This is a genomic window from Chryseobacterium sp. JM1 (genome assembly GCF_000737715.1).
Taxonomy (GTDB): domain Bacteria; phylum Bacteroidota; class Bacteroidia; order Flavobacteriales; family Weeksellaceae; genus Chryseobacterium.
In genome coordinates this window covers 398,031-415,405 of sequence record NZ_JPRN01000002.1, presented here as the reverse complement: position 1 = coordinate 415,405, position 17,375 = coordinate 398,031, and the positions used below count along the sequence as shown (strand labels likewise).

Sequence of the window (17,375 nt, the reverse complement as noted above, 5' to 3'; positions counted from 1 at the left end):
TTTTTATCCTACCTGCATTCCGTTTTTTACCGGAAGGGATGGAGCTAAAAGGGTAACGTCTTTTTTATCTTCTCCATAAACGCCCAGTACCAGACATTCGCTGAAGAAATTAGCGATCTGTTTTCTTGGAAAATTCACGACAGCCATCACCTGTTTTCCTACAAGGTCTTCTTTCTGATAAAGAGAAGTGATCTGTGCTGAAGACTGTTTAATGCCAAGGTCTCCGAAATCGATTTCCAATTGATAAGAAGGGTTTCTTGCTTTCTCAAAATCATTGGCGGAAACTATGGTTCCGCATCTTATATCTATTTTCTCAAAGTCTGTCCAGTATATTTCCGGTTTTATCGTCATGATAATGAATTGATTAAGTATTCTACTTCTATTTTCCCTTCTGCATATTTTTGTTGCAGTTCTGATCCTTCGCCCATCCTTCTGTAATATTCCAGTGCTTTGTTTCCAAAGAATTTTTTGTGAAAATCGGATACTTCCGGAACCTGCGGAAAGACTTTATGGAAAAGCATTTCATAATACGCCTGGAATTCCCGCTCATTTTTATCTTCAATGACCTGTCCGGGAGCTTTTTGCCGTACATGAAGCATTTCGTGGGCCACCATATTCAGGACGAGATTCAGATCAAAATCAAATAAATTCTTAGGGATCATTACTTTTTGAGGCCCTCCCAATTCTCCTTCAGCTGTTAAAAGCATAGAGGTAGGCGAGAGTTCTTCCCTAAAACCAAAACCGGCAAAATTTTCATGTTCCAGTTCAAAAGAATGGATCAAAAATTTCGCGGCATCTAGGATCTGGCCGTGTTCTTTGTAAGCCTCAAGATGTAAATTGATCTGCTCGAAATTCATTCAGAATATGTTTTAAACAAATGTATTAAAATATTGAAAATTTTGGTAGTGTTTTGAAGTGAAAAAAGAAGAGCGATTCTTATTGACAAAATTGATTGCAAGATATCAAAATTCAGTTGCTTGTTCTTAATTTTTTGAAGAATTCAATTTTAATAGAATGTAGTTTTATTCTTTTTCGAATATGTTTCTTTTTTTATATTTTTAAATATTATTTTCTTACATATGAATGCAGCCTTACAGGTAGTATTGCTAATAATTATATTTTCAAATTCAATTTATGTAATGTTGGGAAAAAACATATTCCCTTCCAAAATTTTTAAATTAAGCTGGATCATTGCATTAGTAGATATTTTAGTAATCTTCTTCTTTTTTAAGTTAAATGAATCTATAATTTCTTACATCGTATTTACAGTAATTATTGTTATATCTGGTTTAGGGTTTAAGACTTTTGTTAAAGGTGATAATAGACAACGATTGATAAACTTTTTCGTTTATTTTTTACTCTTGCTTTTAACTATACTTACAGTTGGTGTTATAAAAAATCTTTTATTTGATTCACCCACAGCTCATTTACATGGTAAAAGTTTTAATATTGAAAATAAATACATTTCTCTACAATGAAAGGGAAAGATGTTTTACAAAAACTGAGTAAATATGAATTTAAGTAATATAGATGATATAGTGGATTATACATCATGGAGTCTTAGAGGGATTTCTTTTTTTAAAGAAGAAATTTTTTCAGAAGATGAGAATGTTGATAATGAATATCCATCAATAAAAGACTTTCAGCAAAACGGATTCTATACACCAGAAATTAGAGAAAAGTTGTGTGATTATCTGGAGAATTGCCCGGTGATTGTTTCAACTTCTTACAGCCGGTTGAATGCTTATACTTTTGAGCCTACTTTTTCTTTAACCTATTTCGCAGATGGAGATTTTATTTTCACAAACTTATTACAGGAATATATACAGTATGATAATTTTGTTTTGCCTCAAAGATGGTATGAATTAATTAAAAACCGGGATTATTTTCATGAAGGGTTTGAATTAGATATTGAAAAAATGGAATCAGGTGAAATTGATGTTTTCAAAAATTTTGATAGAAGTTTTGATGAGGAAAGTTGGATTAGAAAAGTAATTTTATAATCGGGGAATGTAAAATGTATTTGTTTTGAATACATGAGAGAGAATAAAAAAGAGCCTGGACTTGGGATCAGGCTCTTCGTATAAAGAGAAAAAATTGGTTAAGGATGTTCGTTTCGGGCTTTGATCACGAGATTCACGAGATCTGAACCACCACTCGCAAAGTTTTCACTCGGGTTGTGGGCACTTTGGGTAGCTACAGCGTAAGGAATACCATCCCAGTATCCCCAGAACGGGCCGCCGCTTTGTCCCGGCCAGATATCCGCTTTGTGGCTCATGCTTTCATTGTCATCAGCACTCCAGAAATCACCATCTAAAGCAATGTCTGTCTGATAGGTCGGTCTCTGTCCACCGGTTAAATCTCCCGGATAACCTGCATGAGTCCAATAGGGCTTTCCATCCCATGCATCAGTGTAGGATTTTGCACCCATCCAGCCTATATTGTCTCCCATACGTCGGTCCAGAACAATTACTACGTAGTCATATTGAATTTCCGTAGAATCGATGGTAGGTCCAGCTACTTTGTATTTGTAATAAGTCAATGTTCCCCACGCGCTTCCGTATGGAGCACTTCCGTTATAGTACATTGGAGTGAATTTTAACCAGCCAGTGCTGTTGTTAGCCTTCCAGTCTACGATATGGGCGCAGGTAAGAAGATGTCTCGGACCGATCATCACTCCGCTTCCTGAGCCTAATGCGCTTTCTACTTTTCCTACGCATCGCCAAGGATAAGCCGTAGAATTATATACTTTTCTCTGATCGGGACCGAATATAGTTTTTACCCCCTCTGTGGTTAGGAAAGATTCTCTTTCAATGAATTTTGGTTTGCGGTCTTTTTTCGCTTCCAGTTTTGGCTGATATTCAAAATCTGAATGGGTCGGATAGAAGTGATCGGTTTCAAGGCCTTTTCCTTCTGCTGCCTTTTCATTGGCAGATATTCCGACTGTTTTCATTCCTTTTGGGTAAGACCGTCCGTCAATGGTTTCCATGGCAGGTCCTTGGTTGGTCGTTTTTTCGGCATTCGCCAGTTTTTCGGTTGATTTTGCTTTAACGGTTTTAAGTCTTGACACTTCTTCCGCCGTCATTGGTTGTGTATTTTCAGTTTTAGACATGATTATTGAGTTTTTAATCAGTTTTTCCTACTCTTTGGATGGCTTTTCGGATTCCGCCAGTGGTTTTATGAGAATATTTTTTGAGAAAATTCTGCGGTGATGCTTTCTGTCTGGTTGACCTGGGCGGCTCCCATAGCTGCTAAAGCCATCGCAACCTGTTTGTCGAGTGTTTTTCTTACGATATTTCCGTTGGTAGCGCGAAGTACTTTACAGAAATGATAAGTGAAATAGCCTCTTATCTGTCCGCTCATATTTCCTTCCAAAGACACCTGATTGTCTTTACAGGCAGCCCATAACGTATGATTGAGGCCGGCTACAGGAACCAGAGCTTTGGTCATGGTCATTATTTTTTTAGAATTTTTGGAAGACTGCAATTCGCTGGCGTAAGTCATATAAAATTCATCTTCCAGCATTGGCGGAATGAAACGGGGCGCTTCATAAGAGAGTTCCAGATCCAGTCCGAGATCCAGTTTTCTGGTTCCGGTTCCTGAGTGGCAGCAGTCGAAAATAACTTCCAGATTCACGCCTGCTTTAAGTTTGCTGAGTACGGCTTTAAAGTCATCATCACGGATAACTCCTGCGCTTGCATAATCGTGTGGACAAATCGCTTCATCCAGTCCGTCTATTTCCAGATCTGCCCCGATATTGGCCACCCTTGTTCCGTGTCCGGAATAATAGAAGACCAGTGAATCTCCTTTTACGCTACTGCTTACCAGTGTTTTAAGGTAGTCTAGTATGTTGGTTCTTTTGGCGTTCTGATTGGTGAGGATTTTAATATTGGCTGGAGCAAATCCACAGATTACCAAAGTGTTGGCCATATCTCTGGCATCATTTACACAACCGTTTAAGTCCGGTCCTCCTGATCCTATAGGTGCATAGTCATTGATTCCTACGACGAGTGCTTTTTTCATTTCGATTAGTTTTTTAAATTGTCCCTACTCTGTTTCGGCTTTTCGGGTTCGGCCTTCATGGATTAGTTTTACAGGACAAAATTCCATAATTAAAAAGAGGAAAAACAGAGGGAAAGGACTGATTGTGTGGTAGGTAAAACACCTTTTCTGATGTGTTGATTCTTTTAACCACGGATTTCACGGATTTACACAGATGATTGTGGATATTTGGAAAAAAAATCATTTTAACGCAAAGGATCATTTACTTAGTGCTTAGTTTTGAGGAAGGCAAAGGTTTCGACTGCGTCGTTGATGAAGCTTGTGGATAAAACGCCTGCTTAGTCGAATCAATGAAATTGATTCCTTCTTTGCTCAACTAATAGTATACGCCATTTTAATCGAACTTTGCGAGAGAAAAAGAGATGTGTTTTTTTATAATTGAATTTTAAAAATTAACCACAGATTTCACGGATTTGCACAGATGATTGTGTTGATGTTTTTAGGTTTTTGTTTTAAGAATAAAATTCATTTTAACGCAAAGGTTTATTTAGGGAGTGCTTAGTTTTGAGGAAGGCAAAGAGTTCGACTGTGTCGCCGATGAAATGAATGGATAAAACGTCTGCTTAGTCGAATCAATGAAATTGATTCCTTCTTTGCTCAACTAATATTATACAGCATTATAATCGAACTTTGCGTGAAAAAAGATCTATGTTTTTTACAATTGAATTTTAAAAATTAACCACTGATTGCCCGGATTTACACGAATGATTACAGGTATTTGGTGGATAGAAATACTTCTTTTTTCAAGCAAAAATTAATTTAGGGAGTGCTTAGTTTTGAGGAAGGCAAAGAGTTCGACTACGTCGCTGATGAAGCGAATGGGTAAAACGTCTGATTAGTCGAATCAAAGAAATTGATTCCTCCTTTGCTCAACTAATAGTATACGCCATTATAATCGAACTTTGCGTGAAAAAAGATCTATGTTTTTTACAATTGAATTTTAAAAATTAACCACTGATTTCACAGATTTACACAGATGATTGCGGGTATTTGGAAGGAAAAATAAGTAAGCTTTTTTCTTCAGCTTGGTAGCCACTTTCTTTTAGGAATAAGACGAATGGAAGGGAACGAAAAAATCCGGCAAATTGTAAAAATCTACCGGATGCGTGATTGAGTTATAATGGTTTTTGGACTATGTTAGTTTAAAAGGAAAGATAAAATCAGCACAAGTCATGTTTTAAAGCAAAAAGAACGAGGCCGACCCTGTTTTTTATTTCCAGTTTGGTGAAAACGGAATCTCTGTAGCCATCAATGGTTTTGGGGCTTAGGAACATTTTATCCGCTATTTCTTTATAGGTAAGCTCGCTGCAGGCCCATTTGATAAATTCCTTTTCCCGGTCTTTTAATTCGGATAGGAGAGAGGCTGTTTTGAAGTCTTCTGTTCTTACTTTCAATAATTTTTGGGCGACAAAATCAGTATAAAAGCTTCCTTTATCAAATACCGTATCTATGGCTTGGAATAATATAGATGGCTGCATATCTTTCAGCAGGTAGCCTTTTGCTCCGGCCTTCAGCATTTTGATGAGTATTTTTTCGTCATCTTCCATGGTGAGGGCAATCACTTTGATGTTCGGGTGATGTTCGGTTAGCCATTCTGTGGTTTCTATACCGTTTTTATAAGGCATATTGATGTCCATCAGGACTACAGCGGGTAATTCTGAAGCTTTTTCTATGGCGGCAATAAAATCTTCTCCGTTGGGATGATTCATGATCACACTGTACTGAGGGTTTTCCATGATCATATTTTCCAATGCCTTGGACATTAAAGTATGGTCATCTACAATCGCTATGGGAATGGTTTTCATATGATGTGTTTGTAATAGGTTATAGAGGTCTGTGTTCCTTTATCAAGCTCCGACTGTATGGAAAATTCGGCGTGAATAAGTTTCGCTCTCAGTTCCATATTTTTCAGTCCCGACCCGTCCTGTATTTTGGAGGTGTTAAATCCTTTTCCGTTATCAGAAATGTTGATTCGTAATGTGTTATGGTCATCTTCCAATTGTATGGACACATTTTTTGCTCTGGAATGTTTTAAAATATTATTAATGCTTTCCTGAATGATCCGGAAGAGAATCAGGCCATGCTTGGGAGAGATATCAATATCCTGTTTCTGGGTGATGAAATCTATTTTTAATAATCTTAATTTCTGTATTCTTTTGACCTCTCTTTCAATGGATTCTGTCAGTCCGAAATGAATGATTTGTTCGGTAATCAGTGTTTTGGATAAATTTCTGATGTCCTGGATGCATTCTCCCAACAATTCACTCAACTCGTTCAGTTCTTCTTTTTCAGCATTTTTCAGTTTGGAAATCAGTTGATTTTGCCGCAATCGAACCACAGAAAGTTTTTGTCCCACATCATCATGCAGCTCCTGGCCGATATAGTTGAGCGTCTGCTCTTTTATTTCAACCTGTGAAGTCGCCAGTTCTTTTTCAAACCGCATATCCTTTTCTTTCTGCTCGATCAGAAGGGTCGTTTTCTTTTTGATAAAGACCACATAGATGAAGATCATCGTCAAAACAACGATCAGTAAAGTAATGGTAAAGGTGATAACCAAATTATTTTCTTCCATGCTTCAAAAGGATGTTTATCTGAGTTTCTCCTGTTTGTTCCAAATTAGTCCTAGGACAAGTATTCCGTTACTGATAAGGTTTAGCATAAATAAGATAAAGAAATAAATATGCTGGGATACGGTGGTTCTGAAATATAAAATAGGAATACTTCCAATAAATAAAATCAGTAAAGAGACTGAAATCTAGAAAGGCAGATAATTATTAAGATCCAGTATTTTATCTGAATTAAAAGTCTGATATAAAAATAAAATAATGGAAAACATCAGTAAAAGAATATCCGTATACAGCATATTAAATGAAAAATGATGCAGGAGATCGTCCTCTATATAAAACATTACGATAATATTGATTACAAAAAGGATCAACAGGATTAACTGAATTTTTTTCAGAACCGGCCAATAGAGCAATTGAAAATAATACAGCAAATAGAGGAAAAATACAATCATTAAGAAGCCAATCACGAAAAATATTTCGGTAGAAAGGTTGGTGGATTTAAAATAGAAATAACAAAAAATATCAATTACTGTAAATAATATGTACCCAACAATAAAAAATAAATTCTCTTTCCCTATTTTTCTGTATTTGATGACCATAAAAACCATCACGCAGATAGATATAATCATGGTGATTTGCTTCCCGATTTCTATATTCCAGTTCATGGCTTTATTTTTTTATGGCATATCTGCTGTGGACACTTTTGGTGGAGGAGCAAGATTGGTCATATTCAGAACTTCCATTTCCTGTACATTTAAATTTTCATCGGTGCTTCTCATGGTTCTGGACATATTTCCTGCAGAATCTCTTTTCAGATTCTTAGCAGTAGGAACTAAAAAGATGGTTTGATAGCCGGCATACTCTGGCTTGGCCATTTTATTTTTAGGATGATTTATAGGATATTTTCCCATGTAAATTCGGATTCCCGGGTTTTTCAGATTCTGTTTTTTGGCAGTTTCCTTTACATATTTAAGATAGCCTTCCAGATCTTCTACAGAAAACCAATACCAGCGGGAATCGGGATCTCCATTTCGGTATTTGGTAAGAACGGCATTGTTGGTTACGGTATATTCATCATAAAGGATCTTGCCTTCCTTGTAGCTGATCAGCTTCTTTTTGTAGCTGTCGCTTACAGGTTCTGTAGGCGGGTTGGAGCAGCGGGTGCAGCTTAACGTGCAAAAACTTAAAATAAGAACAGCCAGAAGCGGTCTTAGATTTTTGACTAGAAAAGGAGTTTTCATTTTTTATGGTTTTTAATTTTATAAAACAAAATTAGGGAACTGCTTAACTCTACAAAAGGGGGAAAACACTGTTTTTACGCTTAATAAATTTACAACATTTTGTTTTGATTTTCAGTAACATAAATCATTTTAGAACAATGCTGATCCAGTGCGGTTTTCAGAAGATTATATCTGAAACCGGAAAAGTGATACCGCTGTTTCAAAAAATATATTGAGGGGTTTCTACATAAAGAGGCAAACAATTAATTCACAAATCGTTTAAGTATTTTTAATAGTCTACTAATTTAGTGGACTTATATGATTTATCTCATACGTTCACTTGATTGAGTTCGTGAATAATTAAATACTTTTGACACAGTTAAAAAAAGTTAAAATTTATTCTCATGAATAAAAATTCAGTTAATTCTTACTTATACATCAATAAAGCTGGGATAATCACTCAGAATTGTTGTGGAAGTGTATGCCTTTCACAGCGCCATCTTATCATTCACGATATGTGTTTTGATGGTATGATGTGCGGAATGATGACCAAGGTCTAAAATTCAAAAACACAGACATTGCTGTAGGAATTAAGGAGAAGTAATTTCAAAATTTCTTAAGACAGGTAATCTCCTGTCAGTTTCAACATTTTCTATCTGACAATCTCCCTGAAAAAGGGAGAAGGGGATTCTTGTTCCCTGACCGGAGGGAAAAACAGCAATGCATTCATTCAACTTTAAATCTAAAATTCATATAATGAGGAGAACACAGTGTAAAATCGGTGCATTGGCCCTGATTCTGGTTGCAGAATTTGCCTTTGCACAGGAAAAAGACAGTATTTCGAAAGAACAGGCCATCAAGGAAGTGGTCGTAGTCGCATTCGGAAAGCAGAAAAAAGAGGAAATAACAGGATCGGTACAGTCACTGAAAACCAAAGATCTGGCTAATCTTCAAAATGGAAATATCCTTCAGGGACTTGGGGGAAAAGTAGCCGGGGTACAGGTGATATCATCCGGTCAGCCGGGATCACAGCCTGTCATCAGAATGAGAGGAATAGGTTCCATTAATGCATCGAGTGACCCACTCATTGTTCTTGATGGAATCCCTTACAACGGAAACCTGAACAGCATTCCGGGTTCGGATATCGAGAGCATTTCTTTTCTTGAGGATGCTTCATCCAATGCTCTGTATGGCTCCAGAGGGGCAAACGGGGTGATCATCGTGAATACGAAAAGAGGTAAGTCCAAAGGCCTCCACATCGAAGCAGATGTGAAAACCGGGGTGAATTTCAGGTCGATTGAAGACTATTCGGTGTATACATCGCCACAGGATTATTATACTGCGTATTATAACCGCGCAAGAGTGGGTGAAGTGGCAAGATTAACGCAGCCTGGAGCAGTTTCTTCCGGAACAAGTCCTCATGATGTAGGCCTTGCAGCTTTGAATAAATTAGGGTATAATGCTTACAACGTACCTTTTAGCCAACTCATCGGAAAGGATGGGGTATTTAATCCTGATGCTAAATTATTATACCAGGACAACTGGAAAAAACTGATTTTTAAACAGGGATTAAGGAGAGAAGCCAGCATAGGAATTACAGCAAACAGCGACCAGGTAAAATCGTATACTTCATTAAATTACCTAGATGATAAGGGATATCTTATCGGATCAGGATTTGAAAGATTTGGGATAAGGTCCAATCTGGATTATACTATTACTTCCAAATTAAAATTGACCAGCAGTCTTTCCTATACGTACAGCAAACAGGATTTTGGAGAAACAGGTGGATTTTCCAATCCGTTTCAGTTTGCGAGAAATATAGCACCTTTTTATCCCGTTTTTCTAAGGGATAACAATTACAATATTCTTTATGACAACAGCGGGCAGGTATTATATGATTACGGAGATGGGCAGGGACCTAATGGGGCTACAAGATCTTACGCCGTTTTTGAAAATCCTGTAGGGAATCTTCAGTATGATAAATCGCAGACAACCAACAATATAACGAATATTAATTTAGGATTGAACTATGAAATTATCAAAGGATTAGACTTCACCTACAATTTCGGAGGTTATCTGGAAAATACAAAAAACCTTCAGTTCGGAAACACGTTGGGAGGAACTTCTTCATCGGTAGGAGGGAACATCAATATGGGATCTGCTTTTAAATATACCTTAAACCACCAGCAATTGTTGACGTATCAGAAGAAATTTGATAAACACAGCTTCAATATTCTGGCGGGACATGAGTTGAATAAAATAAAAAATGACGGTTTTTCAGGAACTAAGCAACAGCTTTTATTACCCAATTCGTTGTCTTTTGATAATGCCGTAAGAATCACAGATTTATCCGGAAATGGTTATGAGTATGCTGTGGAAGGCTATTTTACGAGATTGCTCTATAATTATGACAGTAAATATTTCTTCAATGCCAATATCAGAAGAGACGGTTCTTCCGTGTTTTCTCCGGAGAGCAGATGGGGTAATTTTTACGGTTTGGGCGTAGCCTGGAATGTGGCTAAAGAAGATTTCCTTAAAGACAACACCGTTATCAATTCATTAAGATTAAAAGCATCTTACGGGCAGCAGGGAAATGATAACATCCTGCTGGACGGTTCTGCAAGAGATTATTATGCCTATCAGGATATCTACGGAATCAACAATTTTGGAGATGACAAACCAGTTCTCTCCCTTAAAAAACAGGGAAATAAAGATCTGAAATGGGAAACTTCTAAAAATCGGAATGCCGGATTTGAAATCTCCCTTTTAAAAAACAGAATTAATCTGAATGCCGATTATTTTGAGAGAAAAGTCTCAGATATGATCTATGCGCTTCCTTTGCCTCCATCCAACGCAGGTTCGTTTATCAAATACGGAAACATCGGAGATATGATCAACAAAGGAGTTCAGGCCAATCTGAATCTGGAAATTCTCCGTTCAGAGCAGCTTCAGTGGAATGTATACGGAAATGCGACCCATTACAAAAACAAAATCACGAAACTACCTGCTGAGCAGCGAAATACAGGGCTTGTAAGCGGTCTGTTTATTCTGTCGGAAGGCGGCGACAGATATACCTACTATCTGAAAGAATTTGCAGGCGTAAATCCTGGAAACGGGGATGCACAATGGTATAAAACAGTATTTAACCCAGCGACACAAAGAGAGGAAAGAACGATTACCAATAATTATAAAGAGGCGACAGACTATAACACCGGAAAATCAGCGATTCCTAAAGTATATGGTGGTTTCGGGACAGATTTTACGTATAAAGGGATCAGTCTGGCGGTTAATTTTGCCTACCAGTTCGGAGGCTATGGCTATGATGACATCTACAGATCTTTATTCCATTCAGATACGTATGCTTCCAATTATTCAACGGATCTGAGCAAAACCTGGACACCGGAAAACCCGAATGCAGCCCTGCCAAGAGTAGATCTGACCTCAACCAATCAGAACGGGAATTCTACGCTGTATCTGATTAAATCGGATTACATCAGCCTTCAGGATGTCACTTTATCGTATCAGCTGCCGGAGAGTTTTGCACAACAGGCTGGTCTTTCAGGGCTGAAAATATATGTCACAGGAAATAATCTTTACCTATGGTCTAAAAGAAAAGGGTATGATCCGAGAGCGTCCTTAACCGGAGTATCAGATGCATACCGATATTCATTGCTGTCAAGCGTTTCTTTAGGCTTCAAATTAAACTTTTAAAAAACAGATGAAAACAATAAAATATTTTATAGCAGCTTTATCCATCAGTATGATCACAAACAGCTGTGCCAATGATCTAAATACACTTCCGGAAGGCGATATTTCCGGTGAACAGTTAAGTAACGACCAGTCCAAACCCGAAAAAATACTGGGTGGAATCTATCTGGATCTCCGCAGTAATGGAGCAGGAGGCTCTACAGCACATTCTGATTTCGGAATTATGGCGATAAAAGGAGGATCTGATCTGATGTCGAATGATGTGATACAAGCCACCAATCAGCATCTGGGAATGTTTTACAATTATGAAGCGACCAATGCGAGTAATTCTGCATCAGAATTTGTGTGGACTACTTTTTATGCAAGGATATTTGTGATCAATAAGCTTCTTGATGATTTAAAAAGCGACACTAAAAACAATAATGCAGCCATCAAAGGACAGTTGCTTGCCCTGAGAGCGTACTCCTATTTTTATCTGGTTCGTTTCTATGCTAAAAGCTACAAAGACAATCAGTCAGCTCCGGGACTTCCGTTGGTACTGACGAGCAGTAACCAAAGTATCGGCCTTGCAAGATCATCGGTTTCAGATGTTTATCTGCAGATTAAAAGAGATATTGAAGAATCTATCGTTCTTCTGGATACGTATGCACGTCCGTCCAGAGCTCAGATTGATCAGAGAACAGCGAAAGCCATTGCCTCTGAAATATATCTGGAAACGGGAGATTATATCAGAGCCGGAAAATACGCCAATGAAAGCAAGCAAGGAATTGCATTGATGACGGAAAATGATTATACCACTACAGGATTCTCAAATATTAATAATCCTGAGGTTTTATGGGGTTTCCATAACACGGTATCTACCATGAGTATCGGGAACTATTATGCTTCTTTCTTCTCTATGTTTGATAATACCAACGAAGGCTATGCGGGTGCAGCAAAAATTTACAAGCTGATCGATAAACGTCTTTATGATGCGATACCCAACACCGATTACCGTAAAAAGGTATTCAATGGAAGCCAGAGCGCTGCCTATACTTTCAACGCGAAGACGAAAAACTATCCTGCTTATGTGAACTGGAAATTTAAAGATCCTACGCTTTTTGAGGGAGATTATATCTACATCAGAGCGTCCTCACTTTATTATATAGAAGCTGAAGCATTGGCCAGACAGGGAAAAGAAACAGAAGCCAGACAGGTTTTATATGAAATCACGTCCAAAAGAAACAGTGCCTACACTTTATCCATCAAGACAGGAAACGACCTCATCAATGAGATCATTCTTCAAAAAAGAATTGAACTTTGGGGCGAAGGTTATGCCTGGTTTGATATGAAAAGACTGGGAATTCCTTTGGAAAGAATATATACGGGAACTAACCATACGTTCGGAAGACTGAATCTTTCACCGGATAAATTCATATTCCAGATTCCAAACAAAGAGATCAATAACAATCCGCAGATTATACAGAATTGATAAAGCGGATCACAGATTTGTTTTAGAATGGATGATGATTAAAAATAGGATAACCGGAGCTTTTAGGGCTCCGGTTTTTTGTGGCTGTTTTATCTGTAAAGTCTTCTTAGAGATATGAAATCGATTTGTTTCTCTGACGAGAAGAAAAAAAAGGTTAAATTTTAATGTGTTTATTGACTTGTTTTTCAGTTCATTGCCTGTTTTTTTTAAATAAAGGATGTAATTTTTTAATTAATGTCAAAATAGAGGGCAATGAATACCTTTCGGATAATTAGATTTGTACCAGTCACTTACAAAATGACATTACAGAAGTTTTTTAACAGTTTACATTTTAAAATAAAACAATATGATTTTAAATTTTTTGGCAACACTTATTGGGGGAAGTATTGTAATGCTTTTTTCTTCGATTCAATCAAAAAAAAGATTCAGTTTATCTTTAAAACTGGCGAGGGTAAAACTCAAGGTTATGTACAAGAGATAAGAAAGTTTATTTTTCAAAGCAACTATTCCTCAAAAGCATCATTACTGAAATTCAAAGATATGTAAGTAAAGCCCGGAAATTTCCGGGCCTTTTCAATAATATCTTTATAGAATAAAATATTCTTTCTATATTAATTCAAAATTTCTTCAGAATTGAGTATTTAGATTTGCACTATGAAGTTACTGATCATAGAAGACGAAACCGAGCTGGCGAAAAGCATCTCCGAATACCTTTCGGAGGAAAACTATTTGTGTGAATTTGCAGCCACATTTAGTGAGGCGATGCGTAAAATTGAAGCCTTTCATTATGACTGTATTCTGCTGGATATCACGCTGCCGGATGGCAACGGGCTTACTATTTTAGAAGAACTTAAAAAGCAAAACAAGCAAGACGGAGTGATCATTATCTCCGCTAAAAATGCTTTGGACGACAAAATAAAAGGGCTGCAGCTGGGAGCCGATGATTATCTCACCAAACCTTTTCACCTCTCAGAACTGATGGCCAGAATTTATTCTATCATCCGCAGAAAGCAGTTCAGCAACTCCAATATTATCAAACAGAATGAATTACAGATCGATCTGCTTGCAAAAACAGTTTCCGTGAATGATCAGACCATCATCCTCACCAAAAAAGAATTTGACTTACTTATCTATTTTATTGGAAACAAAAACAGAGTGATTTCTAAAAGTACTTTAGCAGAGCATCTTTCGGGAGATTTTGCAGATATGCTGGACAATCATGATTTTGTATACGCCCATGTGAAAAATCTGAAGAAGAAATTATATGACGCCGGCTGCGATCATTATCTGAAAACAGTGTACGGAACGGGATATAAATGGGAAAGTAATTAAATAACGGACACATGAAACCATTATTAAGCAAAATCACCAAACCATTCCTGATCTATGTACTTTGTGTACTGGCCATCAGTATTCCTGTGTATTATCTGGTGGTGGATACCATTTGGAAAGCTGAACTGGATGAGCACAATAAAATTATCGCTGAGAAAACGACTTACGAACTGAACCGTTTGCAGCTGACAGATCAGAAACTGGCCGAAAGTATAAAACTCTGGAACAGCATCCAACCTGGAACGGATATTCAGGATATAAAAAAAGGAGACTTGTTAAAAGACAGTATTTATACTTTTGAAAAACAGAAATCCTATACCAAAGAACCGAATATTGATCGTTTCAGAACACTTTCAACCATTATTTACGTTAATAACAAACCATTCCGTTTTACCGTTGAAACCAATATCGAAGAATCTCAGGAAACCATTGTGGTTATTGCCATAACTACCGTTTTCTTCTTTATCATGATTGTTTTAGGACTTTTGTTCATCAACAGGAAGCTTTCGGATTCGGTATGGAAGCCGTTCAGGGATACTTTGGAGAAATTGAAGAAATTTAATCTGAACAGTCAGACTAAAATTGAATTTGACCCAACCGATACTGCTGAGTTTGAAGAATTAAATCAGTCGTTGAGCAAATTGATCGAGCACAATATTTCGGTGTACAAAACCCAGAAAGAATTTACAGAAAATGCGTCCCACGAATTACAGACGCCGTTAGCCATCCTGAAAAATAAATTAGATATTTTACTGCAAAGTGAAGATCTCACGGAAAAACAATACCGGATTGCTGAGGAAATGAACAAAGCTTTAACGAGAAGTTCCCGGATCAACAAAAATCTTTTACTCCTTGCCAAGATAGAAAACAACCAGTTTGATAATTCGGAGGAGATTCGGTTTGATGCCATCTTAGAACAAAGTATGGAGGCAGTACAGGAACACTTTGAACAAAAAAATATTTCAGTAGAGCAAGACAACTCATCACAGGTACAGGTTAATGGAAACAACAGCCTGATTGAAATCCTGGTCAATAATTTACTGTTAAATGCCATTCGTCATACGCCGGCTTATGGTTCAATTTCAGTGAAACTGACCCATTCAGTTTTTGAAGTGGCCAATTCCGGGACAGAACCACTGAATGCCGGTCTTTTGTTTAAAAGATTTTCCAAATTATCATCAGAAAGTGGCGGAAGCGGCCTAGGTTTGGCCATTATCAAAGAGATTTCCACATTCCACGGATGGAAAGTATCCTACATATTTGAAAATAATCACCATATTTTTTCTATAAACCTTTAAAATGATTCTTGTCCGGCAGGTATTTTTTGCAGTATAGGACTACGGATCGCATGATTTTAAAATTTCACGCAGATCGAGATGATACAGATTTTTACTTTTTCTCATCTGCTTATCCGTATTATGTACGAAGCAAAAATTCAAACCATTAAGATTTTCTGTTAAGCTTTTAAGAATATTAAGTTTTAGCTTCGATTTAAGGCGTACAGCTTAAAAAATCACTTGATTTTTCTTAACTAATCTTACATCCTTCATTGATCTTAATGTTTCAAAAAAAAACATGCCTTATCATCTATGAAGATCAGTGGTTAAAAAATATCAACCACAAAAGTTTTTAAACACTTTAGTTGTTTTAAGTAAAATGTATTGCGGATATAAGAGCACATAAGTTTAGAAAAAGTCAAAGACTTTTATTAAAGAACATGCTTAAAATCTGCCTCATCTGAGAAATCTGCGAGAGATAAGAAAATATAAACGACAGAAGTTCATTGAACACTTTAGTTAGTTCTAAGATGAAAATATTCCACATATAAAGTACACTTAAGTTCAATGAAAATCTTGGATTTTCGGCTTATATGGTCTTACTGTTTTCAGGATATAAAAACTTTTGAAACTAAAGTATTCTAAAATATTTAAGGAATTTAAAACTTTTGTGGTTAAAAAAAATCTTTAAAAAATCACATTTCTCTCTTTACTATACCGATATTCTAAATTTCTACAAAATTGGATCTGAAATTTGCAAGAAAAAAATGAATGCTCTAAATAAAGTAGCAGCCGTAACCCTTCTTTTCTGGCTGATGAAAATAACAGCAACCACGCTGGGCGAAACACTGGGCGATTTTATTTCTATGACACTCGGGCTGGGCTATACTGCCGGAATAGGAATCACCCTCTTATTTTTTATCATCATTATTTCCATACAGCTGAATGCGAAAAAATATATTCCGGTGATTTACTGGCTGGTCATTGTAGGGACTACAACACTCGGGACAGAAATTTCAGATTTTATAGACAGAACCCTTAAAACAGGTTATTTAATGGGCAGTTTAATTCTGATAACAGGCCTTCTGACAACACTTTTTTTATGGTACAGAAAATACGGCAACCTGGAAATATTTCCTGTTTTTGAAAGAAATAAAGAAATCTATTACTGGATTGCCATTCTCTTTTCCAACAGCCTGGGAACAGCATTTGGGGATTTTCTGAGCGATAATCTGGGTTACAGTTATCTGGCCGGAGCCATAATCACAGGCGTTATTATCCTTATTGTGGTCGTTCTGCATTATTTCACCAGGATTAATCATGTCTTACTATTCTGGATTGCTTTTGTTTTTACAAGACCATTTGGGGCAACTTTCGGGGATTTTCTGACCAAACCCATTGCAAAAGGCGGGCTGAATCTGAGCACACTCTACGCATCATTGGTTTCTTTAGCCTTATTGTTTCTGATGATCATTATTTCGCATCGAAAACAGAAGAGAGAATTAAGTAATGTAGACTAAGGCTGAGACTGAGGAATGTCAATGGTGAATTTTGCTATGCAAGTGAAAGGTGAATTTCTGAGCAGATACAAGATTTCAGACAATCCCAATCCCAAACCTGCAACTTAAAACTCATCATTCATCATTTATCACTCATCACCTCCCGATGTACACGTATCCCGAAACTCGAAACTCGAATAACTGAAAATTCAAAATTTATTCTAAATCATCATCCAATA

The 17,375-nt window shown here is 37.0% G+C and carries 14 protein-coding genes; 6 read left to right on the top strand and 8 right to left on the bottom strand.

What is annotated here, in order from left to right; translation table 11 throughout:
- Positions 1 to 3 precede the first annotated feature (3 nt).
- Both IW22_RS04045 and IW22_RS04040 read right to left on the bottom strand, forming a co-directional pair.
- The gene (locus IW22_RS04045) at positions 4 to 351 is read right to left on the bottom strand and encodes a tRNA-binding protein (protein WP_034724311.1); all 348 of its coding nucleotides are present in this window, start codon (positions 349 to 351) and stop codon (positions 4 to 6) included.
- Positions 348 to 857 (bottom strand): hypothetical protein, encoded by a 510-nt coding sequence (locus IW22_RS04040; RefSeq protein ID WP_034724310.1) that lies wholly within the window; start codon positions 855 to 857, stop codon positions 348 to 350. Before IW22_RS04040 ends, IW22_RS04045 begins: the two co-directional genes overlap by 4 nt.
- A gap of 654 nt (positions 858 to 1,511) precedes the next feature.
- Here IW22_RS04040 and IW22_RS04030 point away from each other — a divergent pair.
- The gene (locus IW22_RS04030; RefSeq protein WP_034724308.1) at positions 1,512 to 2,003 is read left to right on the top strand and encodes a hypothetical protein; all 492 of its coding nucleotides are present in this window, start codon (positions 1,512 to 1,514) and stop codon (positions 2,001 to 2,003) included.
- A gap of 98 nt (positions 2,004 to 2,101) precedes the next feature.
- Here IW22_RS04030 and IW22_RS04025 read toward each other — a convergent pair whose 3' ends face one another.
- The 6 genes from IW22_RS04025 to IW22_RS04000 form a co-directional block, all read right to left on the bottom strand.
- Positions 2,102 to 3,112: a trypsin-like serine peptidase gene (locus IW22_RS04025; protein ID WP_051891030.1), complete on the bottom strand. Its 1,011-nt coding sequence runs from the start codon at positions 3,110 to 3,112 to the stop codon at positions 2,102 to 2,104.
- A gap of 65 nt (positions 3,113 to 3,177) precedes the next feature.
- Positions 3,178 to 4,023, bottom strand: coding sequence for a caspase domain-containing protein (locus IW22_RS04020; RefSeq protein WP_034724306.1), 846 nt, complete (start codon positions 4,021 to 4,023; stop codon positions 3,178 to 3,180).
- 1,199 nt (positions 4,024 to 5,222) lie between these two features.
- Positions 5,223 to 5,867 (bottom strand): response regulator transcription factor, encoded by a 645-nt coding sequence (locus IW22_RS04015; RefSeq protein ID WP_034724305.1) that lies wholly within the window; start codon positions 5,865 to 5,867, stop codon positions 5,223 to 5,225.
- Positions 5,864 to 6,634 carry a sensor histidine kinase gene (locus IW22_RS04010; protein ID WP_034724302.1) on the bottom strand — a complete coding sequence of 257 codons (771 nt, stop codon included), beginning with the start codon at positions 6,632 to 6,634 and terminating at the stop codon, positions 5,864 to 5,866. Before IW22_RS04010 ends, IW22_RS04015 begins: the two co-directional genes overlap by 4 nt.
- A gap of 183 nt (positions 6,635 to 6,817) precedes the next feature.
- Positions 6,818 to 7,294: a hypothetical protein gene (locus IW22_RS04005; protein ID WP_034724300.1), complete on the bottom strand. Its 477-nt coding sequence runs from the start codon at positions 7,292 to 7,294 to the stop codon at positions 6,818 to 6,820.
- 12 nt (positions 7,295 to 7,306) lie between these two features.
- Positions 7,307 to 7,870 carry a hypothetical protein gene (locus IW22_RS04000; protein ID WP_034724299.1) on the bottom strand — a complete coding sequence of 188 codons (564 nt, stop codon included), beginning with the start codon at positions 7,868 to 7,870 and terminating at the stop codon, positions 7,307 to 7,309.
- Positions 7,871 to 8,605: 735 nt separating this feature from the next.
- On the opposite strand from IW22_RS04000, the gene IW22_RS03995 reads away from it, so the two are divergent.
- The 5 genes from IW22_RS03995 to IW22_RS03970 all read left to right on the top strand — a co-directional run bounded on the left by IW22_RS03995 (position 8,606) and on the right by IW22_RS03970 (position 17,157).
- Entirely contained in the window at positions 8,606 to 11,560 is a 2,955-nt protein-coding gene (locus IW22_RS03995; RefSeq protein WP_034724298.1) for a SusC/RagA family TonB-linked outer membrane protein, read from the top strand.
- 7 nt (positions 11,561 to 11,567) lie between these two features.
- Positions 11,568 to 13,028, top strand: coding sequence for a RagB/SusD family nutrient uptake outer membrane protein (locus IW22_RS03990; RefSeq protein WP_034724297.1), 1,461 nt, complete (start codon positions 11,568 to 11,570; stop codon positions 13,026 to 13,028).
- Positions 13,029 to 13,682: 654 nt separating this feature from the next.
- A complete protein-coding gene (locus tag IW22_RS03980; protein ID WP_034724293.1) occupies positions 13,683 to 14,360 on the top strand; it encodes a response regulator transcription factor in 678 nt (225 codons plus the stop codon).
- Positions 14,361 to 14,371: 11 nt separating this feature from the next.
- On the top strand, positions 14,372 to 15,658 hold the full coding sequence (locus IW22_RS03975; RefSeq protein WP_034724291.1) for a sensor histidine kinase: 1,287 nt from the start codon (positions 14,372 to 14,374) through the stop codon (positions 15,656 to 15,658).
- Positions 15,659 to 16,404: 746 nt separating this feature from the next.
- Entirely contained in the window at positions 16,405 to 17,157 is a 753-nt protein-coding gene (locus IW22_RS03970) for a membrane protein (RefSeq protein ID WP_034724728.1), read from the top strand.
- Positions 17,158 to 17,375 lie beyond the last annotated feature (218 nt).